The organism is Micromonospora sp. NPDC005206, from assembly GCF_040608175.1.
Classification (GTDB): Bacteria; Actinomycetota; Actinomycetes; order Mycobacteriales; family Micromonosporaceae; genus Micromonospora.
The window spans coordinates 147199-173218 of record NZ_JBEXHU010000017.1 but is presented as its reverse complement, the minus strand read 5'-3'; the positions used below and the strand labels follow the sequence as shown (position 1 = coordinate 173218).

Genomic DNA, 26020 nt, shown 5'->3' with positions numbered 1-26020 from the left:
CATCATATTGTCATTCAACAAAACGACGATATGATGTTGGAGTGACCACCTCTTCAGAACCCGTCGTCATCGTCGGTGGCGGCCAGTCCGGTCTCGTCGCCGCTCGCGCAGCCCTCTCCGCTGGCCTGCGTCCCGTCGTCCTGGAGGCAGGCGCCGCGCCGGTGGGGTCCTGGCCCGACTACTACGACAGCCTCACCCTGTTCTCCCCGGCCCGATACAGCTCGCTGCCCGGCATGGCGTTCGACGGCGCAGACCCCGACCGCTACCCGGCCCGCGACGAGGTCGTCGCCTATCTGCGCCGCTATTCCGGGAGCATCGACGCCGAGATCCGCACCGGCACCCGGGTCACCGCTGTGCACCCACGCCCAGGCGGTGGCTACCTCGTCCAGACCGACAGCGGCGACGAGATCGCCGCGGCGGGCGTCGTCGCCGCGAGCGGCTCCTTCAGCAACCCGTACCTGCCGGTGCTGCCCGGCCGAGACACCTACGTCGGCGAGGTGCGACATGTCGCGCACTACCGAGGACCCGAGCCCTACGCCGGAAAGCGGGTCCTCGTCGTGGGCGCCGGGAACTCTGCCATCCAGGTCGCCTACGAGCTCGCGCCACATGCGAGGGTCACCCTCACCACCCGGGCGCCGATCCAGTTCATGCCCCAGCGCATCCGCGGCCGGGATCTGCACCACTGGATCCACGTCACCGGCGCGGACCTCCTGCCCCGGGCGGTGCTCACCCGACTCGTCCGCCACGCCGCAGTGCTCGACACCGGCGTCTACCGCGCCGCCATCGCCTCGGGCCTGCTCGCCCGCCGGGAGATGTTCACCGCCTTCACCGCCGACGGCGTCATCTGGCCTGACGGTACTGACGAGGCGGTCGACACGGTGATCTTCGCGACCGGCTACCGTCCGAACCTCGGATACCTCGCTGCACTCGGGACCCTGGAGCGCGACGGTCTGCCCCGGCATGCGGGCGGTGTCTCCACCACCCACCCCGGGCTGGTCTACCTCGGTTTGGAGTTCCAGCGGTCGTTCTCGTCCAACACTCTGCGCGGCGTTGGCCTCGACGCCATCCACGTCGTCACCGCCCTCACCCGCGCCCTGCACGGAGGGCTGCGGCGCCGGACGCGCCTTACGCAGCGGGGGTCGGTTCGACCGTGAGCAGCGCGGCGAGCTGGCGCAGGATGGCCGGGCGGGCCCGGTAGTAGACCCACGTCCCGCGTCGCTCGGCGTCGACAAGGCCGGCCTCGCGCAGCGTCTTGAGGTGATGCGAGATGGTCGGCCCGGTGAGGTCGAAGGCGGGAGTGAGGTCGCAGACGCACGCCTCCCCGCCCTCCGCCGAGGCGATCATCGACATCAGCTGCAGCCGCACCGGGTCGCCCAGGGCCTTGAAGGCCGGAGCAAGCACTGCTGCGGTTTCGGCCGGCACCCGCCGCTGAGCCAGTGGTGGGCAGCATGGCGTGTCAGCGGTCAGATCCACGAGAGCGAGGGGCGCGCCTTGCTTTGACATGCCTCTAGGTTGACATCCTTCTAATCAACGTGCAACTCTCTGCTTAGACGGACGTCAAGACAGACGTCGCGGGAAGGGACTGTCATGTTCTCCAGAGGTCGGCGCTCAGCGGTGGATCGAGCGGGAGCGCGGTTTTGTGACTCCTGCGCCACGGCGACCACCGCTGCGCAGCGCGCGCAGCGTAGCTACGACCACCTCCGCACCAGCTACTACACCCTGACCGGCTCACGGTAACCAGGAAGGGAAGGGACGTCATGATGAGCGAGAACACCCAGAGGACAGCCGGCGGTTTCACCGGCGACCCGGCCGCCGCCCTGGCCGTGACCGGGTCGGGTTCCTGTTGCGGAAGCCCCGCGCAGGGGGTCGGCTCGATCCTCCCGCCCGCTGGCGAGACAGCGGCGACCGGCGGCCCGTGTTGCGGCACCCAACGGGCCGCTGAGGCGGCCGACTCATGCTGCGGCACCACAGCGAAGGCTGACGCCGTGCGCACCGGACAGGGGTGCTGCGGATGACCCCGGCAGCCGGCCCGCCCGCGGCCATGGCGGCGCGGCTCGCGGCCGTGTCCGCCAGGCGGATGACCACGAGCGTCGCCGCCCTGGCCGGGGACGACTTCGCCGGACGGCGGGTCGGCACACAGGGCGGGGCCGCCGCCCGCGCCTGGCTCGCCGACCACCTCACCGCGCTCGGCGCGAGGGTCGACACCGACGTTTTCCCGGTCCGAGCCGTGCCGGACATCTACGCCGCACCGACCGTCGCATGGGGTGTCGGCGCCGGGTCGGCGGATCTGACCTTCGGTCGTGAGGTGTCGATCCACCCGGCTTCCGCCGACACCATCGAGGTCAGGCGCGGCCTGCTGGGCGTGGCCGGTAGCGATGAGCCCACCGGCCGTTGGCTGGTCGTGCCAGCGGGGATGAGCCTGTTCGACGCCTACCGGGACACCCGAGGGGCCGCCGGTCTGCTCCTGAGCCGCGCCGTCGACGCCGACGGATGGCAGTACACAACCCTCGCGGGCCCGGACCCGGGACCCCTGCCGGTCCTGACGCTGGACCCGCGCACGCACCCTGTGGTCCTGGACGCCGCCGGTGAGGGCTGGATGAGCGCAAACACCCCGCTGCGCCGCGCCGACGCCACCGGTGTCAACATCTACGCCACCTTCGGCCCACCCTCGCCCCGTACGGTGGAGCTGCTGTTGACCGCTCACTACGACGGGGTGGGGGACCACCCCGGCCTGCGCCAGCCCGGCGCGTCCGACAACGCCAGCGGCGTCGCCGTGGTCCTGGAGGCCGCCCGGGTCCTGTCCGCCGTACTCCCCGACGACCTCGGACTGTCCGTCGCGCTGCTCGACGCCGAGGAAATCGGGGCGTTGGGATCCGCCCACCACAGTTCCCAACTGCGTGACGGCGGCGGCAATCCGCTGGTCATCAACGTCGACGGCGCCGGCCGCCTCGACCAGGCCGCCGCGGTCGAGGCCGGCGGGCCCGCCCACCGACTGCTCGCCCTGCTCGACCAAGCCGGTCGACACACCAGCCTTGCCCTCACTGCCGGGCCGGTGGCGTCGGACAACCGCCGCTACGGCGCCGCCGGGCTCGCGGCCGTGGGCATCGGTGCGGGAATGGCCGGTTACCACAGCCCGGCCGACACCCCGGATCGCGTCGACCCGCACACCCTGACGGCCATCGCCCGCCTGGTTGTCGCGACCGTGTCCCTCGCCGCGCCCGCACCCGCTACACTTTCATCGTCAATCGGCGATAAACGATGAAGGGGGCGGTGTGGTGGCCGAGCTGCTCGACCGGGCCACCGCGCAGACGTACGCGTCGTGGTTCCGGGCACTGGCCGACCCGACCCGGGTGCAGATCGTGGAGTACCTCGCCCGGCACGCCCGGCCGATGAGCGTGGGGGAGATCGTGGCCGCCGTCGGCCTGGCGCAGTCCACCGTCTCGCAGCACCTGAAGATCCTCACCGAGGTGCGGTTCGTCCTCGTCGAGCCGGCCGGCACCGCCCGCCACTACCGGATCAACGACGCCTGCGTCGACTGCTTCCCCTCCGCCGCGGACGTGGTCATGGGCCGACCCGCCCCCCAGCCGAACGGAGCCTGCTGATGGCCGACATCACGGTGCGCCCCCTGCGGGACGCCGACGCCGACCGGGTTTTGGCCATCTACCAGGCCGGACTCGACGCCGGCAACGCCAGCTTCGAGACGACCGCACCCACCTGGGCGGCCTTCAACGCGGCGAAGCTGCCCGAGCATCGCTTCGTGGCGACCGACGGAAACGACACGGTGATCGGTTGGATCGCTGTCGCACCCATCTCGGGCCGCACGGTCTACGCCGGTGTGGTCGAGCACTCCGTCTACGTCGACCCCGCCGCGCAGGGCCGCGGCGTCGCCCGACTGCTGCTGGACACTCTGATCGCCTCCACCGAAGCCGCCGGCATCTGGACCATCCAGTCCGGAGTCTTCCCCGAGAACGCCGCGAGCCTCACCCTGCACGAGCGGGCCGGCTTCCGGGTCATCGGTGTGCGCGAGCGGGTCGGTCGCCACCACGGCCGCTGGCGCGACGTCGTTCTGCTCGAGCGGCGCAGCCCCGCCGTCACCTGACCAACCCTCGCCCCTGCAAGCGGGGCCCGTCTACCTATTTGATTCGACAGTTATCAACACAGAGGAGTTTGACTGATGAGCGCCCTGAACGAGCTGCCCGTCGTGGTCATCGGCGCCGGACCGGTAGGCCTGGCCGCCGCCGCGCACCTACACGAGCGGCGCATCGCCTTCACCGTCCTCGAAGCCGGGGACACCCCGGGTGCCGCCGTGCGGCAGTGGGGCCACGTGCGGGTCTTCTCCCCGTGGCGCTACAACATCGACCCGGCCGCCCGCCGGATCCTCGACGAGGCCGGCTGGCTCGCCCCTGACCCGGAGGCCCTGCCGACCGGGGCGGAGCTCGTCGACGACTACCTCCAACCCCTCGCGGAGCTGCCGCAGCTCAAGCCGCACCTGCGCTACGGCGCCCGGGTCGAGGCGATCAGCCGGCTGGGCCTGGACCGGCTGCGCACCGCCGGCCGTGAGTCCACGCCGTTCCTGATCCGCCTCGCCGACGGCGACGAGTTGCTGGCCCGTGCCGTGATCGACGCGTCCGGCACCTGGGGCACGCCGAACGTCCTGGGCGCGTCCGGCTTGCCCGCTCGCGGCGAGACCACTGTCGCTTCGTTCCTGGAGCACGCGCTGCCCGACGTCCTTGGCGCGGCCCGGGACCGCTTCGCCGGTCGGCACACCCTCGTGGTCGGGGCCGGCCACTCCGCCGCGAACACGCTGCTGTCCCTGGCCGAGCTGGCCGAATCCACGCCGGGCACCGAGGTGACCTGGGCGATCCGGACGACCTCACCGACGCGGACCTACGGCGGCGGGGACGCCGACGCGCTGCCCGCGCGCGGTGCCCTGGGCTCGCGGCTGCGCGCGCACGTCGACGCCGGCCGGATCCGGCTGCTCACCGGCTTCTCCGTGCACGCCCTCACCCCGACAGGCGGGCGGGTGACCGTCGTCGTGCGGCATGCGGACGGCAGCGAGGAGTCAGTGACGGTGGACCGGATCGTCGCCGCGACGGGCTTCCGCCCCGATCACTCGATCGCCGCCGAGCTGCGCCTGGACCTCGACCCGGTGCTGGGCGCCACCCGCGCCCTCGCGCCGCTGATCGACCCGAACGAGCACTCCTGCGGCACCGTGCCCCCACACGGCGTGAACGAGCTCGCCCACCCGGAGACCGGCTACTACGCCGTCGGCATGAAGTCCTACGGCCGCGCGCCGACGTTCCTGATGGCCACCGGCTACGAGCAGGTCCGCTCCGTCGTCGCGGCCCTCGCCGGCGACTGGACTGCCGCCCGCGACGTCCAGCTCGACCTGCCCGAAACCGGGGTGTGCAACAGCAACCCCGCCGACTCCGCCACCGGCGACAGCTGCTGTGGGCCGACGCCCGCCGCCGAGCCGGCGGCGCGCGGGCTGGCCACCGGCATTTCCGGGGGTCTGCTGTCCGCACCGTTGAACCTGGTCACCCTCGACGCCGCCACCGCTGGCGGTCAGGCCGGCGGCTGCTGCGGCAGCTGATGCCCACCACCACGAGGGTGCCCGCCGACCCCACAGTCGGCGGGCACCACGGCCACGGCTGGCGAATCGTCGCCGCCCTCGCCATCACCTCCACCGTCGGCTACGGCACCCTCTACTACGCCTACCCGGTCCTGCTCCGTCCCATGGCCGCCACCCTCGGCGCCTCCACCACCGCCGTGACCGGCGCGCTCACCGTTTCCGTCCTCGCGGGCGCCCTCATGGCCATCCCGGTCGGCCGGTGGCTTGATCACCGCGGCGGGCGCGCGCTGATGACCATCGGGTCGATCGCCGCGACCGCCCTGCTCGTCGCCTGGTCCCAGGTGCAGACCATCGGCCAGCTTTACGCCGTCATGATCGGCATCGGAGTCACCGGCGCGATGGTTCTCTACGAGCCAGCCTTCGCCGTCATCATCGCCTGGTTCACCCCGGACCGACGCGCCACGGCCCTGCTGGCCGTCACCATCGTGGCCGGCTTCGCCAGCACCATCTTCATGCCGCTGACCGGCCTCCTGGCCGCACACCTCGGCTGGCGCGACGCGCTCCTCGTCCTCGCCGTCATCCACGGCCTGGTCACCGTGCCCCTGCACGCATTCACCATCCGCCGACCCCGGTCGACAGCGACGACGGCACCTGGCGACCCCGCACTGCCGGCCGACGCCCAGCGGCGCGCGATCGTCAAGGCCGCGATGCGCGACGCCCGGTTCTGGGTCCTGGCCGCAACCTTCATCTCCCAGGGCGCGGCCACCAGCACCATGACCGTCCACCTCGTCGGCTACCTGATCAGTCGCGGCCACCCCGCCACCTTCGCCGCCACCGCCACCGGTCTGCTCGGCGTCCTGTCGGTCACCGGCCGACTCGTCCTGACCGCCGCCCGCCGACACCTACGCGTCACCACGATCGTGGCTGTCGTCTTCGCCACCCAGGCCGCCGCCGTCCTCACGATGCCCCTGCTCGCCGACACCCGCGCCGGCGCTGTCATCACCGTCGTCGGCTTCGGACTCGGCTTCGGCATCACCAGCCTCGCCACCCCAGCCCTACTCGCCGACCGCTACGGCACCACCGCCTACGCCACCATCGCCGGACGCCTCGCCGCCCCCGTCACCATCGCCAAAGCAACCGCACCCCTGGCAGCCGCCGTCCTCCTGCATACCGCTGGCGGATACACACTGCTGCTCACCGCGGTCGCCACCTGCTGCGCACTCGCCGCCATCGGCATGACCACCCGAGCGAGAACCCCTGCGCCACAACCCTTCACCGCCCAGACCTGAGGCGATCAACCCATACGCGCCCGGGCCGAACCGCTACACGGCCACACGGGCGTCGGGTCTAACAGCGTCACTCACACTTGTCCTCGGAGCCTCGCCCGTGCGGCTCGCAGCAATCGGGGCGGTGTCGGTACACCCGCAGATCACGTCCGCGACGGAGAGCTACCTCGGACGTGATCTCGTACAGGCACGCCTGCCACAGGACGTTCTCCCCGCCGCCGCGGACCACTTGGCCGTCACCCGGCCCGCCGCGCAGCAACACGTCCACCCAAGCGACGGTACGTCGTTCCTAGGCGCCTGGTGATACGACCGGTCCGGCTGCCTTCCCATTCGTCCCGACCGGCGGGATGCCCGACCATGGTCCCACTCCTGCTGGCTGACTAGAACGGGACGCCGCGTCTGGCCCGGGCCGTCCGGGCTATCGGCTGACGCGAACGTTGCTGGAGGCTGCCGAAGCTCTGTTCGCCAGATCGGCAATTCCGGCGCGGCTTGAAGGTGGTACGTCGGCTGGCAAGCAGTTGGCGGCGGGTTCGTGGCGGTGTCAGCCGCGCGGCGCGTACATGATCACGGCGACGCCGATCAGGCAGATCACCGCGCCGGTGATGTCCCACCGGTCTGGGCGGAACTTGTCCACGACGACGCCCCAGGCCAGGGAGCCGGCGACGAAGATTCCGCCGTAGGCGGCCAGGATCCGGCCGAAGTTCGGGTCCGGCTGCAACGACGCCGCGAAACCGTACGCACCGAGAGCCACGATCCCGGCAGCGATCCACAGCAACCCGCGATGCTCCCGCCAGCCCTGCCAGATCAGCCAGGCCCCGCCAATCTCGGCCAGCGCAGCCAGGACGAACAAGACGAGGGAACGCGCGAGGGTCACGACGAGGAACCTACCGAGGTCTCCTCCGGCGACCGATGTGTAGGCGGTTCGGCGCAGGCACAGCTCCCACCAGCACATCCGGTGCGGTGCCGGCCCCGCCGGGCCGCCCACCACCAGGCGACGCCCGCCGCGACTGCCAAACCGACCGCGACGCCGGGCATCGCCCGGGTGGCGGCGGCCCAGCCGGCACCGCCGAGGAGCCCGGCCGCCAGCAGCAGCGGCAGCACGCAGCATGCCGCGCATGCGACGCCGGCCAGCCCGGTCAACCCGGACGGCAACAATCGACGTGGATCAACCCTCGACAAGATCAGCTCCCTTGGCTAGTTCCACGAACGGAAGCGGACAGCACGGGCTGTCCGCGCACGCGACCAGGTCGTCGCAGCCAGCGGCGACCGCCTCGCGCAGCGTGTCCCGGATCACCGACAGGTCGGCGATCTTCTGCTCCACCTCGACCAGCTTCGCCTGAGCGCGGGCCTGCAACCCGGCCTCGGGCCGTCGACCATGCCGGTGAACACCCACGTCCAGCAGGTCCGCGACCTCATCCAGGGTGAATCCCAGCCGCTGCGCGGTCTTGATTACCCGCAGGACCGTGACCGTCTCCGGCGGGTAGAGCCGATGCCCACCCAACGTCCGATCTGGCTCGGCCACCAGACCTCGCCGCTCGTAGTAGCGCAGCGTCTGCTGGTTCACCCCCGCCGCCTCCGCTACCTGCCCCGACCGCAGCCCCGGCTTCACGCGACGTCCTGGAGCCCGGCGCGTGCGGCGAGAGCGTCGAGTACGTCGACGTGACCCGCCGGCACCGCTACGTCCAAGGCGAGCTGCCCGCCGGTCGCCGTCAAGGTGAAGGTGAAGGTGAAGAACGAGCAGCACCCGGTTTCCCTTGTAACCAGGTCCGCCGCCCGTCCGGCTACCGTCGGCTCGGGCCGCAGCTCCAGCCGCACCCGCAGCCGGTCAACCCGCTCCACTCCGACCACCGCTGAGGCGAACAGGTCATCGAACTCGGCCAGCCGCAACGGCCGCTCCACCGTCGGCAGCGTGCACGCCTGCGGCACCCACGGATCCTCACCCAGCGCCTTCATCTCGGTCATGCCCCGACGGTAGACCTGTACCTAGGTACAAGATGCAAGCCGCTCGCGCGAGCTTCGGTTTCGGGCGGCCCGACAAAGTCAACTGGCAGCGAGGAAACCCGGGCAAAGCTGCCATCGCGGTCCCGGGGCGCGTCGATCTCGACCGGCCCGACAACCGTGAGCACCGTCTTGGACCGCGCACCGTTGTGGGGTGCGATCAGGTCCGCGTCGACACCGTCCGCCGGCTATCCCAGCCCGTTCTTCGCCACTGCGGGAGTATCCACGACAGCCATCGATCCTTCAGACATCAGGTTTGCCCGGCCGTGCTTCGCCCGACTATGGGGTGGGGCTCGCAGTGAGTCCGGTGCAGGCGTGCAGGCCCGCGTACTTCTGGCGGATCCGGGCCGCGTCCTCCCCGCCGGCGAGTTCGGGTCGACCGGTGCCTCGGGAGATCGTCGCGGGTACCAGTTCCGTCTTCGGGATCGCCGAACCGTCGAGGGTCACCCGCAGCACCCCCGTGTCGTTGCTGTACGCGTCGTCACGCCACCACAGGAAGTTTCCGAGTCCGTACTGGACGAAAGTCTTGCCGAGCCACCCGTCGCCGAGCAGTAGGTGGGCGTGGGTGCCGACCACGATCGTGGCACCCGCCTCGGCCATCTCAGCAGCGAACGCGCGAGCCTCGGCGGGTGGACACGCGTCGCCCTCCGTCCCCCAATGGACGTAGACGATGACCACGCTGGCCTGGCGCCGGGCGGCGCGCACCGCCGCGGTGGCGCGCGGCAGGTCCCGGGTCATCGCGATGCCGGCCCGGCTGTCGGTGGCTTTCCACTCCGACCACAGCTCGGAGACCTGGCTGAAGCCGAGGACAGCGATTCTGGTACCGCGTATCTCGGTGATCCACGGCGCGTACGCCGCTGCCGCGTCGGGGCCCGCCCCGACGGTCGGCAACCCGATGGCCCTGGCTGCGTCCAGGGTGTCGGCCAGCCCCGTGCGCCCGTAGTCCAACGTGTGGTTGTTGGCGATCGACACGACGTCGATGCCGGCGGCCTTCACCGCGTCATACGCGCTTGCTGGCGCCTGGAAATGGAACTCCTTCGGCTCGGGAGTCCCGCGTGTGGTGACCGCAGTTTCCAGGTTGACCATCGTCAGGTCTGCGGCCGACAGGGTCGACGAGATCGAACCGAACGCGGTCGCCGGGTCGCCCAGCAGATCGGCCGTACGGCCGGCGAAGTGCACGTCGCCCGCGAAGGCCAAGGTGATCTCGGCGGGGTGTGACGGGGAGGCCGCAGGGGCGGAGCGGGTTGGCGCACCGGCCGGCGGGGTCCGGACGGCATCGCATGCCGCAACAGTCAAGGTCGCCGCGAGCGCGACGAAGAATCGTGCCCATGTCACTCAGCGCAGCGTACAGAACCCCGCCCGATCCTAGGCCGACTTGGCCAGCATTGCCGTCGGCCTGACCTGCCTGGAAAGCGAGCCGGCGGCGCGCAACGCGTCCCACTGTTCCCCGACGGGCCAGTCGGCCACGCCGAGTCGCTCGGCCAGTGTGGTGACGTCGCCGTGCTAACGGTCGAGCCGGGTCACCGTCACCGTACGGCCGGCGGCACCCTCGACGGCCAGCGGATCTGCCGGGCGAGCGCGGGGCCGCCGTCGCGGTTGGACTGGTCGAGGGGGACGGAGGCCCAGACCAGAGCGGCGACACTGCCGTCCGCCCGCGGCGTGGACCGGGGGAGCGACGACGGCGGATACGCTAACGGGTCCCTGGAGGGAGGTCCGCCGGTACAGGTCTTCGAGGTGAACCTGTACCGGCGGACCAATCTCATCCAACCGGGTTTACATGACTGACCCGCGACCCCGCTCGGACCAGATGGGCGCTTACTTGCGGATCGTGATGGTCGCCTTACGGTAGTTGTTGCGCTTGTCGCTCTTCGTCGGGTCGTAGTTCTGCTCGATGTTGCCCGCCGCATCGACCGAGAACCAGTGGAACGTCGTCGTCTCGGTCACGTGGAACACCTCGCCCGGCTCTCGGAATTCGGTCGCTTCGTAGCGTGGCGACTGGAGTGTGGGCCGGCTGCCGTCCGTCGTGTAGTAAATGGTGGCCGGCTCGCTCGTCTCGAAGCGCACGTCGACGGGCTTGGAGTACTTTCCGCCGCCGGGAACGAGCTTGGACGTCGGGTCCTTCTTGTCCTTGCCCCAGTCCGCCGCGACCCGGAACATCTCCATGATTCCGTTGGCGTACTCCATCGTCTCGGCGTGGCCGCTGACGAGGTTCGGATCGCCCTCCCACGCCGGCTGGAACGAGCCGCCCTGCCAGTTGCCGGTGGCCGGGTTGTAGACCGAGCCGCCGACCTCCCAGCCGAAGGCGTAGATCCCATAGGTGTGGTAGAGGTCCTCGCGCACGTTGCCCGCGGAGGAGTAGAGGACGTCCGACGAGCCGCCGACGTTCTCCGGCGTGACGACGGTCTCCCGGTGCGCCTTGACCTGCGACAGGATCCTGCCGGCCGACTGCCAGTAGAACGCCTCGTCACCCAGCGGCGGGCGCGGCGTGGTGATACGGCCGTCCGCGATGTAGGCACCGGGCTGCCAGAACAGCTGGCCGCCGTTGGAGTGCACCGACATCATGAACTTGATGTTCGAGTACTTCTCGACCAGCCAGATGATGTTCTCCGACTCAGGTTCGGACAGCTTCTCCGGTCCCTGGTAGGTGTCGCTGACGCAGCTGGTCGACGCACCCGAGTAGCCGTCGTGACCCGACCCGACCCGGTAGTTCCGGTTCAGGTCGACGCCCCAGGAGTTACGCCGGGCCGGATCTGCGTTCTCATCCGGACAGTGGTTCGTCATGTTCCGGCGCTGCGAGGCGAAGTTGTAGAAGCTGTAGTTCGCCCCATCGGGGTTGTTGGACAGGATGAAGAAGATGTCGGTGCTCTCGACGATCTTCTTTGTTTCCTTGTCCGACTTGTAGTTGTGCACCAGACGCTCGGCCGACTCCAGCGAGGTCGTCGCGGGCACCCACTCGCGGGCGTGGTCCTGCGCCTGGATCAGTACACCGGGGTTCCTGCCGTCGCGGTGCTTACCGATCCGCAGGACGGGGATCGTGGCCGGGCCACGTGGCACCTCGCCCTCCGGTGCGCCGACGCGCTTCTGGTCGAGGAAGTCGGTCAGCGCGACCGGGCCGGACGTCGGCGCGACGATGCCGGTGCCCGCGTTGGTTCGGTACGGGTGGGCCCGGTCGATGAGGCCCTGGGACTGGGCCTCCAGCGCCGCCGCCACCTCGGTAGCCGTACTCGAGCCCCCGGCGGAGGCGTCCTTCGCGAGGAGGACGCGGACCGCCTTGCCCGCCACCTCGACGGTGAGCGGAAGGTTCGCGCCCGGCCGCTCCACGAACTCGACGGTGATGTCGTTGCCACCCTCGTGGCCCCACGCCGTCGAGCTGACGACGACCGCAGACTGCCCGGTACCGCCGATCGTGGCCTGCGCCTTGCGCTGGTAGCCATTCGTCTGGTTCGGCAGGTAGACGATCTCGGCGATGTCCGGGTACTGCCGGGCGATCTCCTTGGCGCGGCTGTAGAGCTGCTGCGGGTTCCGGTAGCCGTCGACGAAGTCCGACTTGTAGCCCCGATTCTCCGTCAGCGGCGGCGGAGCGTCCTCGAGCCAGTCGGAGACGTCGCCGGTGGTGACGCCACCGGTCGAGCTCGTGACCCGGATCTGGTTCGGGCGCACGTCGAGCTTGAACAGGTTCCGGTGGAACATGTACTGCCCGGAGTCGACGAACCGGCTCATCGTCCGGGCGAAGCCGAACGAGGTGCGCCGGCCTGACTCGTTCTCGAGCTGCATGGTGACGATCGGGTCAGCCTGCTGCCCTTCGGTGGTCCGCGCCTCGACGTAGAGGAAACCCTGGCCCTTCGTGGTAAACCAGTCAGCGCGGACGATCCGTACCGTCTCCTCGTGGCTGAGCGGCTGGGCAGCCTGCATACGGGAGGCTTGGATGCCCCCGTCGGCCTCTTCGCTCCAGGCGAACCCTTCGTCGTCACCGAGGATCTCGACGCCCATCGCCTCGAGTTCGGCGATCTGCTCGGCGGTTACCACCGCCTCGCCTTCGATGCCGCTGGGCACGCGCCTGAGGCCGTGCTCGAGGTCGAAGCCGGCGGCGACCACCTTGTCCAGCATGTCGGCACCGGTCAGCTGGATGCGTACGAGGCGTACCGACTCCTGGTCCTCGAGGTGGGACCGCCCCGAACCCGTCGTGGCTGTGGACGCCGCGGGATCCGCGCCTACGGGCGCGGGCACGACGAGGACGCTCGCCACCAGGGCGGGCAGCGCGAGAAGCGCGATGCGCAGTCGTCTGCGGTGCATGCTTCCCTCCTTCTGTTTCGGCCTGTGGTTGATGCGTGGCCGGCCCACGAGCGGGCCGGACCGAACCATTCGGATGGATATGCTGAGGTCGCCCGCGGTGAGCCTGGGTACGACGACGGTCGTCGTCGTAAGAGGCGCATGCGGGCTGTGAGCGACCTGGACGCGGTGAGTGTATGCAAATTCTTCGCATCGACGGCGCGCGTGAGCCCGATCTTGAGCATTGCTTGAGTTAGTCGTTCAAGCTCGGCTACTGACGTTCGGAGCAGTCCTGCGTGGACTTCGGCGGGTGGTGCTCAGCGTGAGGCGGCCATCGTCTGACGATTCTCCAGATGCGGGCAGTCCCCGCTACATCCTGCGGTCGGTTCGGACCGGCTCTGCGGACGGCTCGCCGGCCAGGGGTACGCGGGCGGCTGCGGGGCGGCTTGCACCGAGAATCTTCCCGAGTTCGGCCTGCGCACCGTCGCCGACCAGGGACGGATCCTCATCGAGCAGCGCCGTGATGGCGGATCGGAGTTGCTCGGCGGTGAGCGGCTCCACCGTGCTGTCCAGTTCCAAGAGGCCATCGACATCCTCGATTCGGGCCTCCCGGAGCACTCTAAGCTGCTCCTCGCTGTACAGCCGGGTCACGAGGGCCGCCAGGAAACGGTTCCGCGCTTCCTCGGTGCTCATGCTGGCCCGGTACGCCTCGAGCGCGGCGACCACTTCCTGCCTCTCGGGCGGAGCTGCGGCCTCTGCCGCCGCGGCATGCTCGGCACGGGTGGCCGACCGGCCGGGCTCGCGAGATCTGAACCGATTCCACGTCGACCTCACGGCCGGCACCGCCTGCTCCAGCCATCTCGTCACATGCGGTTTGGCTTTGTCCACGGCGGTGGTGGCGCCGAGGAGGAGCAGGTCGACGAGCATCTCCCTCTCCCGATCCGACAACCACGGCTCCGCCGGTGCCGGCGGTCTGTCGGGCTCGCTCGAATCCATGGTGTAGACGTACGCCATCGACGGATCTTCTTCATCGTCCTCGTCGATGTCGCTCAGCGTGACGTGACCGAGCTTGTTGGTGCCGTCTTCACGGGTCAGGGGGCTGTACTCGCCGGGCTTCTTCTGCGAATTCGAGAGACGCGATCCGTCGTCGTACTCAACCCACATCTTCTTTTTAGGCACTCTCCGCCGCCGTCCCCCGGACCAGATTCAAAGTCGCAAGTTTATTGCCCGGGAACCCCCGCTGTCGTGGGCCGATGGTGTAGGTGTGCGGTGCCGTTCGGCGTAGCGTGAGCGAGGGGTCGGGGCACGGCAGCTACCCACGGACGGAGTGCGTCCGGAGTCACGTCGAGCGGTACCTCATCGAAAGAGCCACACCGCCAACCGGCGCGAGCTGTCCGGCCGCCCCGGCCTGACGCAACGAGTCGTCGCGGCGACGCCCCGGCTCACACGGTAGGTAGCTCGCTCGGGCCGACGAAGGTCGGACCGGCCTCCTACTCGACAGCTGGGGCGTCGCCGACGGCGAAGGTACGAGCAGTTCCCACAGCCGTTTTATGGCGAACATCCCCAGACCGGCCTCTGTTGCGGGCAAGATGAGATGGATTCGCCCAGCGACACGGTGAGCGGGGGTCGGCCGTGAACGACGGATTGGTGACCAGGCGGAGCGCCTACGATGTCGGAGAGACAATCTCCGCGCTGCGGGCTGAGGCGGAACGCGTGGGCGCTGCGGTGGCGGCGGTGGTCGACCATGCGGCGGCCGCGCGCAAGGCCGGGCTGAGTATGCCCGACACACAGGTAATCATCTTTGGGAACCCGCAGGCGGGCACTCCGCTCATGCAGGCCCGTCCCGAGATCGCCATCGACCTGCCAATGCGACTCATGGTGCGAAACGACGGCCAGCCCGGCTCGCTGGTGACCTGGCAGGACCCCGCGTACCTCGCCCAGCGGTACGGACTGGGCGAGGACCAGCTTGCACCCCTGAACGCCCCGGCCAAGATCGCCTCCGCGGTCGACGGCCACTGAGCACGGCCCGAATCGGCCGCCCACACAGCCCGCAACAGGCCACCCCGGCACCGCTCGTCGCTGGGGGCGGTGAGCGTCGGCAGCGTGGACCCAAGGCCCGAGCAGGAGAGGTGCCGATGGCCGCCGTCCGTGTCCCGCCGACCGTCTTCGGCGTTCCCTTCGGGCTGGCCGGCCTGGCGGGCAGTTGGGCCGTCGCGGCGGGCGGCGGCAGCGCGCCGACCTGGGTCGGCGACGCCCTGCTCGTGCTCGCGGCGGCGGTCTGGCTGGCCACCACGGCGGGCTACGCGGCCTACACCCTGTCGGTCCGCCGCGCGCTCGTCGCTGACCTGCTCGATCCGGTGCTCGCCCCATTCGCCTCGCTCGCGGTGATCACGCCGATGCTGCTCGCCGCGCAGGGCCTCACGCCGCGCCACCTCGGCGCTGCCCGGATCGTCGTCGACGTGTTCGTCGTCCTCACTGTGCTGTTCGGTGCATGGATAACCGGCCAATGGATGTACGGCCCGCTCGACCTCGACCGCATGCATCCCGGCTACTTCCTGCCCACCGTGGCCGGTGGACTCGTCGCCTCCGCCACCACCGCCGTCGTCGGGCAGCGCCCGCTCTCACTGCTCATGCTGGGACTCGGGCTCGTCTGCTGGCTCGTCATCGGCTCGCTGACGCTCAACCGACTGTTCTTCCGGCCGCCGCTGCCGCCAGCGCTGATTCCGACGTTGGCTATCGAGGTGGCGCCCCCTGCGCTGGCCGCCGTGGCGCTGTTTGCTCTCAACGGGGCGCGGATCGACTTTGTCGTCTCGCTGGTCTCCGGGTACGGGCTGTTGATGGTCCTCGCGCAGGTCCGGCTCCTCCCCGCGTACCTGGGCTTGTCGTTCGCCCCCACGTTCTGGGCGTTCACGTTCCCGTTCGCGGCGGTGGCGACGACCACGCTGCACTGGATCGCCGACACCCGGCCGTCCGGGCACCGGGTCTACGCGTACCTGGTGCTGGCCGCGATCACCGTGCTGATCGGCGGCATCGCCGTCCGGACGGTTGTCGCCGCGGCCCGCGGGCAACTGCTGCCAACGGCTCCGGCACCCGCTCGAACGGACCGCTGAACACCAATGCGCCGGGCCGTGTCAGCCGCACCGGTCCAGCCGCTTCAACGTCGCGGCGGCGACCAGGCCGTACGCGACGTACGGTAGGGCATCCTCGAGCCAGCCCTCGGCGCCCCAGCGGCGCGGGTCCGTCACCCCGAGCGCGGCCATCGACCCGTCGGCCACCAGCATGCCGCCGATCCCGATCACACCCGCCGCCACCGGCAGCGGTGGCCGCCGCCGGTGGGCGAGCGCCGCGAAGAGCGACACGGCCAACACTCCGTTGACGAATCCGAACACCGGCCCGAACCCGGCACGCCGCTTCGCCGCCCGGTCTGCCGGCCCCAGGTTCACGTGGGCCAGATCCACCATCCGCTGCACGGCACGCTCGTGCGTGTCGCTCATCGGGCGAGCCCGGACGCCCACGTCGAGATTGCTGAACAGTTCGCGGGCGAGCGTGCCGGCGGCACCGGCCACGATCCCGTTCGTCAGACTGGCCAGCCAGCTCCTTGCCATGAGATCACCTCGGCTTTGTCCGTTATCGCCCGCGTCCCGCCGACCTCTGGCCGCGATGTCCGGCATACCCACCCCGTGCCACGTCATTTCTGCCGCGACCCGCGCGTGCCAAACGCCGTCGGCAACCGGGACGCTGCCTTCCAGCTCTCCGCCACACGAAGCCGTGCCGCAGCTCGCGGGGAGTCCTGTCACGCGGGCCAAGGCGGCCGCAACGGGCCGCACGCGCCGCCAGGGCGCTCGCCGGCCGCTGCCGCTCTGCGGCCGTCACGCCTGAGGCCCGGCAGCTGGCGCGGACAGCGGGAAGCCCGGAGGACCGCCGCAGAACGACAGCCCGTTGGGTGGGCAGCTGGTGGGTCGGCAGCCGCCCGGGGCGCGGCGGCCGTCGCACGTCCGCGCCGTTGCCGTAGCGAGCGGGTGAAGAGGGTTTTGCTCAGCCTGGGGCGAGGAGGCAGAACTCGTTGCCTTCGGGGTCGGCGAGGACCGTCCACGGGACTTCGTTCTGGCCTAGGTCGATGGCGGTGGCGCCGAGAGTGCGCAGCCTGGCCGCCTCGACCTCCAGGTCGTCACCCGGGTACGGGCGGACGTCGAGATGGACGCGGTTCCACACGGTCTTCACGTCGGGTGTGCGGAGGAACTGCAGATATGGGCCGAGACCCTTGGCGGAGCGCAGTACCGCTTTGTGGTCGGTCACCTCGTGCAGGGTCCAGTCCATGGCCTCGCCCCAGAAGCGGGCCATGGCACGCGGATCCGCGCAGCCGACCACTACCGTGGCGATCGGTCCGGTGTCTCGGATCGGGTCGTGCCAGTCCAGCACGCAGAACTCGTTGCCCTCTGGATCGGCCATGACCGTCCATGGGACGTCGCCCTGGCCGACGTCGGCGGGTGTTGCGCCGAGATCCTTCAGGCGCGTGATCACCTCCGCGTGATGGGCCGCCGAGGTGGTGGCGAGGTCGACGTGCACGCGGTTCTTCACCGTCTTGGGTTCCGGGGAGACGACGAGGTCGATGCAGACAGCGACGGGGTCGGGGTAGACGAAGCCCTCGGGTTCGAGGTTGGTCACGCCGGGTCCCTCGCTGGAGACTTCCCAGCCGAGCGCCTGCGCCCAGAAGCCGCCCAGCGCGGAGTCGTCCCGAGCCTTCATGTTGATTTGAACCAGCCGCGTTGCCACGCCGACGATGCTAAAGGAAATCAGGTCGATCCGGGAGATGGAGACGTGGCCTCGCAGGGCGGAGGACTGGGTGACGATCGGAAAGCACCAGGCGGGACACCGCTGCACGTCGGTGGACGAGTCGGCCACGAAGCAGATCGCCGCGCGACTCGTGCTGCCGCCGCGTACCGTCTCGACCCACCTGTACAAGGCCTTTTCCCCAAGCTGGGCGTGAGTTCGCGCGCGGGTCTCCTTGCCAGATATCGCGAGACCGCTGCTGATTACGTCGGCGGCGGTTGCGAAGGAGAGAGCAATGTGCGGAGTTGCCTGCGTGACCTGACGCCGAGCTTGCTGAACACGTTGCCGAGGTGCCACTCCACCGTGCGTGGGCTGATGAACATCTGGGCGGCGATCTCAGGATTGGTGTGCCCGTCTCTGGCCAGCCTGGAGATCTGGGCTTCCTGGCTGGTGAGTTCTGTGCCAGTTCCGGCCGTCCGCTTGCCTACGGTTTCCCCGGTTGCCAGTAGCTCTTTGCGGGACGTGCGTAACAGATCAGTCTCGAGACATGGGTGAAACCTCTGGCTAGCCGGGTGGTGACGGCGGCTCGGGCGGCCGTCCGCGGGCGCGGGCTGCGTCGGATATGGCGATCCCGGTCAGGACGAGGGCAGCGGCGGTGGCGACGACGACTGGTGGCAGGGGGAGCATCGCCGGTGTCAGGGCGGCCAGTGCAAGGACGCCGATTGGTCGGGACCGGGATACGCGGCCGAATACCGCGTGCTCGAAGCGGGCGCGCCCGGCCAGGTACAGCGCGGGTCCGCCGAGGATGACGGCGATCCAGGCCGGTGGGGTGTGCCCGAGTGGATTTGCGATGACAAGTTCGTCGCCGACGGCTGTAGCGACCACGCCGGCCACCATGGCCAGGTGGGCGTATGACGCCGTTCCGGCGAGGCGGACCGGGTCGCCAGACACGGCAATCGCTTCGGCCAGGACCTGCCCAGCGCGGTATATGTAGATCCGCCACAGCAGCACGGTGGTCGCGATCGACACTGCGAACGCGGCGACCCTGTCCGGCGCGAAGCCGCTGCTGCTCAGGGCCAGTCCGGTAACGAAGATCAGCTCGCCGAGCGCGATGATGAAGAACTGCCGGTAGCGCTCGGACAGGTGCTCGCCCGAGATCACAAGATCTTCGCTGGGCGTACGGCCCGCCCCCGGGGTGGGGAAGCCGATTCTGCCTGCCGTGTGGTCAAGGACCACCGCGAGTGCCCACAACGCACCACGCGCCGTACCGTGCACGAGCGCCCCCGCGAACCACGGCAGCGCCGACAGGCCGTACCAGAACAGCCCGCGCACGCCGGTGCGCTGCAGCTCGTGGCCACGCAGAACGACCACGAGGACGAGCCCGCGGCCGAGCTGGATGGCGACGTAGGCGCCCGCGAAGATCAGGCCCGTGTCGCCGAATGCCTCGGGCACCGCGGCCGCCATCACCAGGCTGCCGACCATGGTCGCGATGACCAGCGCCTGGATTACCGTTCGTTGCGGGTCCGTCCGGTCGGTCAGCCACGCGGTGCTGGACCAGACCCACCACAGGGCCCCCAACAGCACCAGCGTCCGGAAGGCGCCGCCCCACCCGAGATCCTCGGCCAGGCCGCGCGAGAGCTGAGCGAGCGCGAGGACGAACACCAGGTCGAAGAAGAGTTCCAGGAACGTGGCCCGCTGTGGATCCTCGGCTTTCCGCACCAGCTCGGACGCCCTGCCCGTCGTCATCGGCTCGCCCGTTCTGCCAGCTCTGCTCCACGTTTGGGAGCATTCTGACATGCGGCAGCGGCGATGACCGCGGACGTGCCGCCATGGACTAAATCGAGCGACCCGCGCTACACGGACGGGCGACAGTCGACGCCGGTGAGTTCCTTATTCCGATATGTCACGCAGGTCCTGAGAACCGGACAGCCGGCTTCCGGCGATGTCGGGCTCCACTTGATGCGGTACGGATCGCTGTCATTTGATTCGTGACACGTCCGACTAGATGATCTTGGTTGTTCGTTGTCTCAGGCTACGGGTCACGCCGGTGACGGTTGCGCCGATGGCGCGGGCGGCGTGGTGACACGCGGCAATGGGCCGGATCGAGTCCGCTCGGTGGCTGGAGCGCGGGTTGAAGCCGGTGGCTCCGGGCGGCAGCTTCATGGTCGGGCTCCGTTGTCGTCGCGGTCGGCGCAGGCTATCCGACCCTGTCGTGGAGGCTCGGCTTTGCGGACCGGGTTGAGACCTCCTCGGGTGGGAGCAGGACTCCCGGACTCCTGTCGGTGACGGGTGAACGGGGCGGTACACCGGCACGATCCGGATCTACGATGAGACCCAGCTGGTCGTCGTGCATCGGTCTGGATATGGACCGTCATTTCTGGCAACGACAATGAAGGAGAAGACCTTGAGTGACGATGTCACCCAGTACATCAACAAGGCGCAGCCGCGGCAGATCGATGTGTGCGAGAAACTACGTGCAATGGTCGGCCAGACCATTCCAGATGTCGAGGAGCGGCTCCAGTACGGCAAGCCGCACTACCTCAAGAACGGGCACTACGCGGCCGTCATCGCGGTGGCCAAGGACAAGGTCTCGTTCATGATGTTCAACGCAACGGACGTTCCTGAGGTCAAGGGGTTTCTTCGGGCTCTGGGCAACGGTGAACGCAAAGCCGTTGACATCAGAGATGGGCAAACCGTCGACTACGGCGCACTTGCCAGCATCCTGGAGAAGACCGCGACTGCCCTGTAGCTGGCCGGGTGTGTGCCGGGCAAGGCCTGGTCCTGGCATCGCGAGCCCAGGCCGCGGCCGTCCGATGTCCGGCACCTACACCGAGGTCGTACCGAGTGCGCATCGCGGCGTCGGTCCTACGGCCCTGCCCGGTGGCGGAAACCCGCGCCCGGCCGTCACGTGCGGGAGCGTGGCTTCGGCAGATGGTTGAAAATCCAGAGCCACAGCGAGTTCCCCCAGCGGGCGGTACGCGTCTCTGCCTGCCGGGACGCCTCGACTGCGGTGAAGCCGTAGTCGCGCATCTTCTCCTCGTAGGCGCCGATTGCTGCGACGATGTCGGTGCCGCCGCCGGTGAGCGCACCGCACAGGTTCGACGCGTCCAGTAGGGCCGTATTCGCGCCGGAGCCGCGGGCCGGGCTCATCGCGTGGATCGCGTCGCCGAGCAGGGTCACCCGGCTCGGCGTCCACGGCTGGACGCGTTCGGCGCTGCGGACCCGGACGAGGAACGTCTCGTCGACCGCGGCTTTGGCGAGCAGCGCGCGCAGGTCGGGGGCCACGTACGGATCGCCGTGGACGCGACGACATGCAGCGCCACCGCGTCCATCCCGGTCATCGTCGCGTCTGACTCCGGGAACCGGTCATGCTGCGCGGACACGCCCCACATCAGATAGTCGCCGGTCGGGCTCAGCCTCACCCCTGGGGCGATTGCGGCGGCCGCCTCCGGCGGCGGCTGGCGTAACTCGACGAGTCCGGTCGCCAAGCCGATGTGGCCGCCGATGATCGCGGTGAACCCGTCACGTAGCGCCGCCGGGACGAGCCGTCGCGTCTCGTCGTCGAGCGGCGTCTTGCCGTAGATGATGCGCGACCCGGTGTCCACGACCGTCACGTCGGGCAGCATCGTGCCGCGGACCGCCGAGTGCACGCCGTCCGCGCCGACGAGCACGTCGGCGCGCTCGGTCGAACCGTCCGCGAAGCGCAGGGTCACACCGGCCGTGTCCTGCTCGTACTCGTCGAGTTCGCGGCCGAAGTGGATCCGATCGTCGAGGCCTGCGCCGAGAATCTCGCGAAGCGTCACGCGGTTGACCAACGTGCTGAGCGTCTCGGGCTGGTACGGGTCGCGGTTCGGGTCGGTGAGTGTCTCGTGCAGGACGCGCAGTTGGGCGGAGAGCACGGTGAACTTCCTGCTCGGCTGGCTCTCCGTCGCGAGAAACAGCTGGAACAGCTTCAGCGGCAGGCACTTGTCGAGTGCCAGGCCGGCGCGTGCGTCGACGTGCAGCCGGTAGCCCTGGCGGCGGACGTCGGGCGCGGCGTCGCGTTCGTAGACCTGGACGTCGACGCCGGCCCGCACGAGCCCCTGGGCGAGGCACAACCCGCCGAGGCCGGCACCGGCCACCGCCACGCGCAGATCGCTGCTCAACCCTGTCGCCTTCCAGCTTTGCCGGCGTACCGTCCCGGGTTGGAGTGACTCGCGGGGTTGAGTAGTTCAGGCCGCGTGTGCGGGTCCTTGGCGATCGGCGTCTCACCCGCGCGGGCGACCGCGACCGCATCACGACGCGATTCCGGCGGGAACGCCTTCGGCATACAGACATCCTTCCAGTGAGGAACACATCCGCACAGGTCAGGAGTCAACCGAACCGGGGGGAGGGTCGTCCCGCCAGCGCTGGCCGCCGTCGCGCGCCCGCTAGGCCGGACCGGCCGCCTTCGCGTGGTGGGCAGCGGACCCGCCGACCCGCCGAGCGCGGCGTTGCCAAGCGCGGCGGAAAAAACTTCTGGCAGGGTGTCGAGCGGGCCGACCGCCGTTCGACGCGTAGGTGAGATGGCACCCTGACATGAGGAGACAGCGATGCGGTTCATGGTGATCACCAAGGCCACCGCGGCGAGCGAGGCCGGCGTGCTGCCCGCCACCGAGGATTTCGACACGATGGGCAAGTTCATTCAGGAGATGGTCGACGCCGGCGTGCTGCTGGACGCCGGCGGCCTTCAGTCCAGCGCCAAGGGTGCCCGGATCTACTTCGACGGCGACAAGAAGACCGTGGTGGACGGACCGTTCACCGAGACCAAGGAGCTCATCGCCGGTTACTACATGGTCGAAATGAAGTCGCTCGAGGAGTGTGTCGAGTGGTTCAAGCGCTGCCCGATCCAGCACCCGGGCGTGGGGGCGCAGACCAACATCGAGATCCGGCGGGTCTTCCACGCCGAGGACTTCGGCGAGGAATTCACCGCCGAGCAGCAGGCGGCCGTGGAGAGGCGGCGCGCGACGGTCGCCGGGAACTGATCACCGCAGCCTGGGAGACGCGGGTTCGGCTCAGGACCGAACCCGCCCGCGTGGCATGAGCGTGCTTGCGTCCGATCGCGCGGTGGGGTAGACGGGGGCCGTGGCCACTGACACCCACCGCGCGATCGAGGCTGCCTGGCGGATCGAGGCGCCCCGGCTCATCGCCGGACTGACCAGGCTCGTCCGCGACATCGGCGTGGCCGAGGAGTTGGCGCAGGACGCGCTGGTCGCGGCGCTGGAGCAGTGGCCGGCGGAGGGCGTGCCGCGTAATCCGGGCGCGTGGCTGATGACGACCGCCAAGCGTCGGGCCATCGACCAGATCCGGCGCAACGAGACCTTCAAGCGCAAGGTCGAGGAGGTCGGCCGGGAACTCGAGGAATCCACCCCGGACATCGGCGCGATGGTCGCCGAGGACGACGGCATCGGCGACGACCTGTTGCGGCTGGTGTTCGTGGCCTGCCATCCGGTGCTGTCCACGGAGGCCCGCGCCGCACTGACCCTGCGGCTGCTCGGCGGCCTGACCACCGACGAGATCGCCCGGGCCTTCCTGGTGCCGGAACCGACCGTGGCGCAACGGATCGTGCGGGCCAAGAAGACCCTGGCCAACGCCCAGGTGCCGTTTGAGGTACCGCAGGGCGACGAGCTGGCGGCCCGGCTCTCCTCGGTGCTCGAGGTCGTCTACCTGATCTTCAACGAGGGCTACTCGGCCACCACCGGCGACGAGTGGATGCGGCCGGCGCTGTGCGAGGAGGCCCTGCGGCTGGGCCGGGTCCTGGCCCGGCTGGCTCCGCGCGAGCCCGAGGTGCACGGTCTGCTGGCGCTGATGGAGATCCAGGCCTCCCGGGCGGTCGCCCGCACCGGCCCCGGGGGCGAGCCGATCCTGCTGGGCGACCAGAACCGGGCCCGCTGGGACCAGCTGCTGATCCGCCGCGGCTTGGCCGCGCTGGAGCGTGCCGAGGCCCTGATCGATGGCAAGCCCGGCCCGTACGTGCTGCAGGCGGCCATCACCGCCTGCCACGCCCGGGCACGCCGCTTCGAGGACACCGACTGGGAGCGCATCGCCTGGCTCTACGAGAATCTGGCCGAGGCGATGCCGTCCCCGGTGGTCGAGCTGAACCGCGCGGTGGCGCTGTCCATGGCGTTCGGGCCGGCGACCGGGCTGGCGCTGCTGGATCAGCTGATGGCCTTTCCGGCCATGCAGAACTACCACCTGCTGCCCAGTGCACGCGGTGACTTCCTGGTCAAGCTGGGCCGGCACGCCGAGGCGCGGGCGGAGTTCGAGCGGGCGGCGTCGCTGACCCGCAACGAGCGGGAGCGGAGCCTGCTGCTGGATCGTGCCGCCGCCTGCGATCAGCCGCTGCGAACGGACCATCCCTGACCTCTTGAGCCTCTCACCGCCGCGGTGACCGGCGGGGCGCACGCCAGATGAGAGCCACACCAACCTACGGTGCGCAGCCGCGATGAGAGCGACTCCGACGCAAGTCTTGCTCTGACGTGGCGAGTCTTCCTCGATCCGACACCGTCGGAACTAAACCATCACATGTCAGCCCGGCGAAGCATCGCGTCTGTTTCGGGATCGGGCATGAGCTCCCGAACCTCTTGCGCGCAGCGGCAAGCGCCGGCAATCTTGGCAGCCCACGTCAGCGCCTCCTCGCGTGAGGCCACGTCGACGACCACGAACCCGCCAATGACCTCCTTGGTCTCCGGGTAAGGGCCATCGGTGACCATCCCGTCCGTTGCCACGACGCTCGCCCTCTGGCGTTCGAGTCCAGCGCCGAACACAAACACGCCGGCGTTCACGGCCTCCTGGACTACCGCGTGCGATGCCTTGCCCACGTCGGGCCAATCCTCGTCGGGGATGTGGTCCATCGAGCCGTCATTGAACGAGATCAAGTATCGCGTCATCCCATGGCTCCCTTGTCCCGGCGGGTGGGGACACTATCGTTCTGGCGTGCACATCCGTTTTGACATCCCAGCCGATCCCGCCTACCCAGGCCGCGTGGCCGCTGCGCTCGGCAGGGTCCGGCTGCGCAGGTTCGGCTACATCGGTGCGGTGCTGGCGGCGGTCGGGGCGATCGGTTTGGCCGTCTCGCGGGGGTCCGGGTGGGGTGAGCAGACTTCGCCGCTGTGGATGGCGATGGTCGTGGGTGGCCTGCTGTCGATGCTGTACTGGCCGTGGGTGCGGTGGCGCGCCCGGCGTCGCTCCAGTCGCTACGCCGTCGAGGGCGCCTACGACATCACCGATGACAACATCATGATGCGCAGCGGCTCGGAGTCCGGTGGCATCGCATGGGACGGGGTCGCCGAGGTGAGGGATACCCCGGAGTTCTGGATCGTGTACGTCGGCCGGATGCCGGCGACCGTGATCCCACGCTGGTTGATGTCGGCCGAGGATGCCGAGACGTTGCGAGCCTTCATAACCAAACGAGGGCTGCTCCGACGACGGTGAACCCGCCCTGGCCGCGGTCATACGCGACGCCATTCACCTGAACGCTCGGTCCGTCGGCGGCCGTTGAAACCGAACTGTCCCGCCGGGTGTATCGGCGTCCGGTCCGGGTATGCGGGCGCGGTTGTCGCCCCGACAGGAGGTAGTGGTGGAAAGTCGAGCCAAGGCGATGGGTCACGCGATCCATCCCATGCTGATCGTGTTCCCGCTCGGGCTCCTCGCCACGTCGGTCATCTTCGACATCCTCTATCTGATCACCGACCGCACCGGATTCCAGATCTCCGCCGCGTACACCATCGCGGCGGGTGTCATCGGCGGCGTGGTCGCCGCCCTGTTCGGCCTCATCGACTGGAGTGCCATCCCAGCCGGCACCCGGGCCAAGCGGATCGGCGCGGCGCACGGCGTCGGCAACCTGGTGGTCGTGATCCTGTTCGCGGTGAGCTGGCTGGTGCGTCTGTCCCGGGAGAACTGGGAACCGAACGCCGCCGCGCTGGTCCTGAGCTTCGCGGGCATCATCCTGGCCCTGGGGACTGCCTGGCTGGGCGGGGAACTGGTCGAGCGGCTGGGCATCGGGGTGAGTGACAAGGCCGGGGTGAACGCGACCAGCTCGCTGCGCCGCGCGCCGTCGCGCGGCGCCTGACCCCGGCGCCACGCCGACCGGCCGATCTGTCGAGCC

The 26020-nt window shown here is 69.7% G+C and carries 31 protein-coding genes and 1 pseudogene; 15 read left to right on the top strand and 17 right to left on the bottom strand.

Annotated elements, in window-relative coordinates; genetic code table 11:
- Positions 1-41 precede the first annotated feature (41 nt).
- Positions 42-1154, top strand: a complete 1113-nt coding sequence (locus ABZU69_RS25640; protein WP_354966889.1) for an NAD(P)/FAD-dependent oxidoreductase — start codon at positions 42-44, stop codon at positions 1152-1154.
- Here the strand turns inward: ABZU69_RS25640 and ABZU69_RS25635 are convergent.
- Complete coding sequence (locus ABZU69_RS25635) at positions 1126-1503, bottom strand: metalloregulator ArsR/SmtB family transcription factor (protein ID WP_354966888.1); 378 nt, start codon at positions 1501-1503, stop codon at positions 1126-1128. The genes ABZU69_RS25640 and ABZU69_RS25635 overlap by 29 nt on opposite strands.
- A 508-nt stretch (positions 1504-2011) precedes the next feature.
- Between ABZU69_RS25635 and ABZU69_RS25630 the strand changes: the two genes are divergently transcribed.
- From ABZU69_RS25630 to ABZU69_RS25610, 5 genes are all read left to right on the top strand, one after another.
- Positions 2012-3262, top strand: a complete 1251-nt coding sequence (locus tag ABZU69_RS25630; protein ID WP_354966887.1) for a M28 family peptidase — start codon at positions 2012-2014, stop codon at positions 3260-3262.
- Positions 3263-3272: 10 nt separating this feature from the next.
- Entirely contained in the window at positions 3273-3602 is a 330-nt protein-coding gene (locus ABZU69_RS25625) for a metalloregulator ArsR/SmtB family transcription factor (RefSeq protein ID WP_354966886.1), read from the top strand.
- A complete protein-coding gene (locus ABZU69_RS25620) occupies positions 3602-4099 on the top strand; it encodes an N-acetyltransferase family protein (protein WP_354966885.1) in 498 nt (165 codons plus the stop codon). The genes ABZU69_RS25625 and ABZU69_RS25620 overlap by 1 nt, the downstream gene beginning before the upstream one ends.
- A gap of 75 nt (positions 4100-4174) precedes the next feature.
- Positions 4175-5593, top strand: a complete 1419-nt coding sequence (locus ABZU69_RS25615; protein WP_354966884.1) for an FAD-dependent oxidoreductase — start codon at positions 4175-4177, stop codon at positions 5591-5593.
- The gene (locus tag ABZU69_RS25610) at positions 5593-6861 is read left to right on the top strand and encodes an MFS transporter (RefSeq protein ID WP_354966883.1); all 1269 of its coding nucleotides are present in this window, start codon (positions 5593-5595) and stop codon (positions 6859-6861) included. Before ABZU69_RS25615 ends, ABZU69_RS25610 begins: the two co-directional genes overlap by 1 nt.
- Positions 6862-6928: 67 nt before the next feature.
- On the opposite strand, the gene ABZU69_RS25605 is transcribed toward ABZU69_RS25610, so the two are convergent.
- The 8 genes and pseudogenes from ABZU69_RS25605 to ABZU69_RS25570 form a co-directional block, all read right to left on the bottom strand.
- Positions 6929-7126: a hypothetical protein gene (locus ABZU69_RS25605; protein WP_354966882.1), complete on the bottom strand. Its 198-nt coding sequence runs from the start codon at positions 7124-7126 to the stop codon at positions 6929-6931.
- A gap of 273 nt (positions 7127-7399) precedes the next feature.
- Positions 7400-7732: a YnfA family protein gene (locus ABZU69_RS25600; protein WP_354966881.1), complete on the bottom strand. Its 333-nt coding sequence runs from the start codon at positions 7730-7732 to the stop codon at positions 7400-7402.
- Positions 7733-8023: 291 nt separating this feature from the next.
- Positions 8024-8467 (bottom strand): MerR family transcriptional regulator, encoded by a 444-nt coding sequence (locus tag ABZU69_RS25595; RefSeq protein WP_354966880.1) that lies wholly within the window; start codon positions 8465-8467, stop codon positions 8024-8026.
- Complete coding sequence (locus ABZU69_RS25590; protein ID WP_354966879.1) at positions 8464-8820, bottom strand: hypothetical protein; 357 nt, start codon at positions 8818-8820, stop codon at positions 8464-8466. The genes ABZU69_RS25595 and ABZU69_RS25590 overlap by 4 nt, the downstream gene beginning before the upstream one ends.
- A 95-nt stretch (positions 8821-8915) precedes the next feature.
- A pseudogene (locus ABZU69_RS25585) lies at positions 8916-9005 on the bottom strand (transposase); the annotation flags it as partial.
- 130 nt (positions 9006-9135) lie between these two features.
- Entirely contained in the window at positions 9136-10191 is a 1056-nt protein-coding gene (locus ABZU69_RS25580; RefSeq protein WP_354966878.1) for a CapA family protein, read from the bottom strand.
- 480 nt (positions 10192-10671) lie between these two features.
- The gene (locus tag ABZU69_RS25575; protein WP_354966877.1) at positions 10672-13149 is read right to left on the bottom strand and encodes a M14 family metallopeptidase; all 2478 of its coding nucleotides are present in this window, start codon (positions 13147-13149) and stop codon (positions 10672-10674) included.
- Positions 13150-13494: 345 nt separating this feature from the next.
- Positions 13495-14304 carry a hypothetical protein gene (locus ABZU69_RS25570; RefSeq protein ID WP_354966876.1) on the bottom strand — a complete coding sequence of 270 codons (810 nt, stop codon included), beginning with the start codon at positions 14302-14304 and terminating at the stop codon, positions 13495-13497.
- Between the two features lie 83 nt (positions 14305-14387).
- Here ABZU69_RS25570 and ABZU69_RS25565 point away from each other — a divergent pair, with 83 nt between their 5' ends.
- From ABZU69_RS25565 to ABZU69_RS25555, 3 genes are all read left to right on the top strand, one after another.
- Entirely contained in the window at positions 14388-14537 is a 150-nt protein-coding gene (locus tag ABZU69_RS25565) for an alpha/beta hydrolase (protein WP_354966875.1), read from the top strand.
- Between the two features lie 301 nt (positions 14538-14838).
- On the top strand, positions 14839-15144 hold the full coding sequence (locus tag ABZU69_RS25560) for a DUF302 domain-containing protein (protein WP_354966874.1): 306 nt from the start codon (positions 14839-14841) through the stop codon (positions 15142-15144).
- Between the two features lie 116 nt (positions 15145-15260).
- On the top strand, positions 15261-16235 hold the full coding sequence (locus ABZU69_RS25555; RefSeq protein WP_354966873.1) for a hypothetical protein: 975 nt from the start codon (positions 15261-15263) through the stop codon (positions 16233-16235).
- A 21-nt stretch (positions 16236-16256) separates the two neighbouring features.
- On the opposite strand, the gene ABZU69_RS25550 is transcribed toward ABZU69_RS25555, so the two are convergent.
- Together ABZU69_RS25550 and ABZU69_RS25545 are read right to left on the bottom strand one after the other, a co-directional pair.
- On the bottom strand, positions 16257-16730 hold the full coding sequence (locus tag ABZU69_RS25550; protein ID WP_354966872.1) for a hypothetical protein: 474 nt from the start codon (positions 16728-16730) through the stop codon (positions 16257-16259).
- Positions 16731-17160: 430 nt separating this feature from the next.
- Positions 17161-17898 carry a VOC family protein gene (locus ABZU69_RS25545; protein ID WP_354966871.1) on the bottom strand — a complete coding sequence of 246 codons (738 nt, stop codon included), beginning with the start codon at positions 17896-17898 and terminating at the stop codon, positions 17161-17163.
- A gap of 70 nt (positions 17899-17968) precedes the next feature.
- Here ABZU69_RS25545 and ABZU69_RS25540 point away from each other — a divergent pair, with 70 nt between their 5' ends.
- Positions 17969-18112: a hypothetical protein gene (locus ABZU69_RS25540; RefSeq protein WP_354966870.1), complete on the top strand. Its 144-nt coding sequence runs from the start codon at positions 17969-17971 to the stop codon at positions 18110-18112.
- 46 nt (positions 18113-18158) lie between these two features.
- Here the strand turns inward: ABZU69_RS25540 and ABZU69_RS25535 are convergent, their stop codons facing one another.
- The 3 genes from ABZU69_RS25535 to ABZU69_RS25525 all read right to left on the bottom strand — a co-directional run bounded on the left by ABZU69_RS25535 (position 18159) and on the right by ABZU69_RS25525 (position 20058).
- Positions 18159-18401, bottom strand: coding sequence for a helix-turn-helix transcriptional regulator (locus ABZU69_RS25535; protein ID WP_354966907.1), 243 nt, complete (start codon positions 18399-18401; stop codon positions 18159-18161).
- Between the two features lie 58 nt (positions 18402-18459).
- Entirely contained in the window at positions 18460-19641 is a 1182-nt protein-coding gene (locus ABZU69_RS25530; RefSeq protein WP_354966869.1) for a low temperature requirement protein A, read from the bottom strand.
- A 255-nt stretch (positions 19642-19896) separates the two neighbouring features.
- Positions 19897-20058: a hypothetical protein gene (locus ABZU69_RS25525; protein ID WP_354966868.1), complete on the bottom strand. Its 162-nt coding sequence runs from the start codon at positions 20056-20058 to the stop codon at positions 19897-19899.
- Positions 20059-20299: 241 nt separating this feature from the next.
- Between ABZU69_RS25525 and ABZU69_RS25520 the strand changes: the two genes are divergently transcribed.
- The gene (locus tag ABZU69_RS25520) at positions 20300-20644 is read left to right on the top strand and encodes a DUF1801 domain-containing protein (RefSeq protein WP_354966867.1); all 345 of its coding nucleotides are present in this window, start codon (positions 20300-20302) and stop codon (positions 20642-20644) included.
- A gap of 155 nt (positions 20645-20799) precedes the next feature.
- Here ABZU69_RS25520 and ABZU69_RS25515 read toward each other — a convergent pair whose 3' ends face one another.
- A complete protein-coding gene (locus ABZU69_RS25515) occupies positions 20800-21075 on the bottom strand; it encodes an FAD-dependent monooxygenase (protein ID WP_354966866.1) in 276 nt (91 codons plus the stop codon).
- The gene (locus ABZU69_RS25510) at positions 21072-22040 is read right to left on the bottom strand and encodes an NAD(P)-binding protein (protein WP_354966865.1); all 969 of its coding nucleotides are present in this window, start codon (positions 22038-22040) and stop codon (positions 21072-21074) included. The genes ABZU69_RS25515 and ABZU69_RS25510 overlap by 4 nt, the downstream gene beginning before the upstream one ends.
- A gap of 426 nt (positions 22041-22466) precedes the next feature.
- Between ABZU69_RS25510 and ABZU69_RS25505 the strand changes: the two genes are divergently transcribed.
- Together ABZU69_RS25505 and ABZU69_RS25500 are read left to right on the top strand one after the other, a co-directional pair.
- Positions 22467-22898 carry a YciI family protein gene (locus ABZU69_RS25505; protein WP_354966864.1) on the top strand — a complete coding sequence of 144 codons (432 nt, stop codon included), beginning with the start codon at positions 22467-22469 and terminating at the stop codon, positions 22896-22898.
- A 100-nt stretch (positions 22899-22998) separates the two neighbouring features.
- Complete coding sequence (locus tag ABZU69_RS25500; protein WP_354966863.1) at positions 22999-24276, top strand: RNA polymerase sigma factor; 1278 nt, start codon at positions 22999-23001, stop codon at positions 24274-24276.
- Positions 24277-24434: 158 nt separating this feature from the next.
- On the opposite strand, the gene ABZU69_RS25495 is transcribed toward ABZU69_RS25500, so the two are convergent.
- The gene (locus ABZU69_RS25495) at positions 24435-24803 is read right to left on the bottom strand and encodes a YciI family protein (protein WP_354966862.1); all 369 of its coding nucleotides are present in this window, start codon (positions 24801-24803) and stop codon (positions 24435-24437) included.
- A gap of 46 nt (positions 24804-24849) precedes the next feature.
- On the opposite strand from ABZU69_RS25495, the gene ABZU69_RS25490 reads away from it, so the two are divergent.
- Together ABZU69_RS25490 and ABZU69_RS25485 are read left to right on the top strand one after the other, a co-directional pair.
- Positions 24850-25347 carry a YcxB family protein gene (locus tag ABZU69_RS25490; protein WP_354966906.1) on the top strand — a complete coding sequence of 166 codons (498 nt, stop codon included), beginning with the start codon at positions 24850-24852 and terminating at the stop codon, positions 25345-25347.
- 145 nt (positions 25348-25492) lie between these two features.
- A complete protein-coding gene (locus ABZU69_RS25485; RefSeq protein ID WP_354966861.1) occupies positions 25493-25984 on the top strand; it encodes a DUF2231 domain-containing protein in 492 nt (163 codons plus the stop codon).
- Positions 25985-26020: the final 36 nt, after the last annotated feature.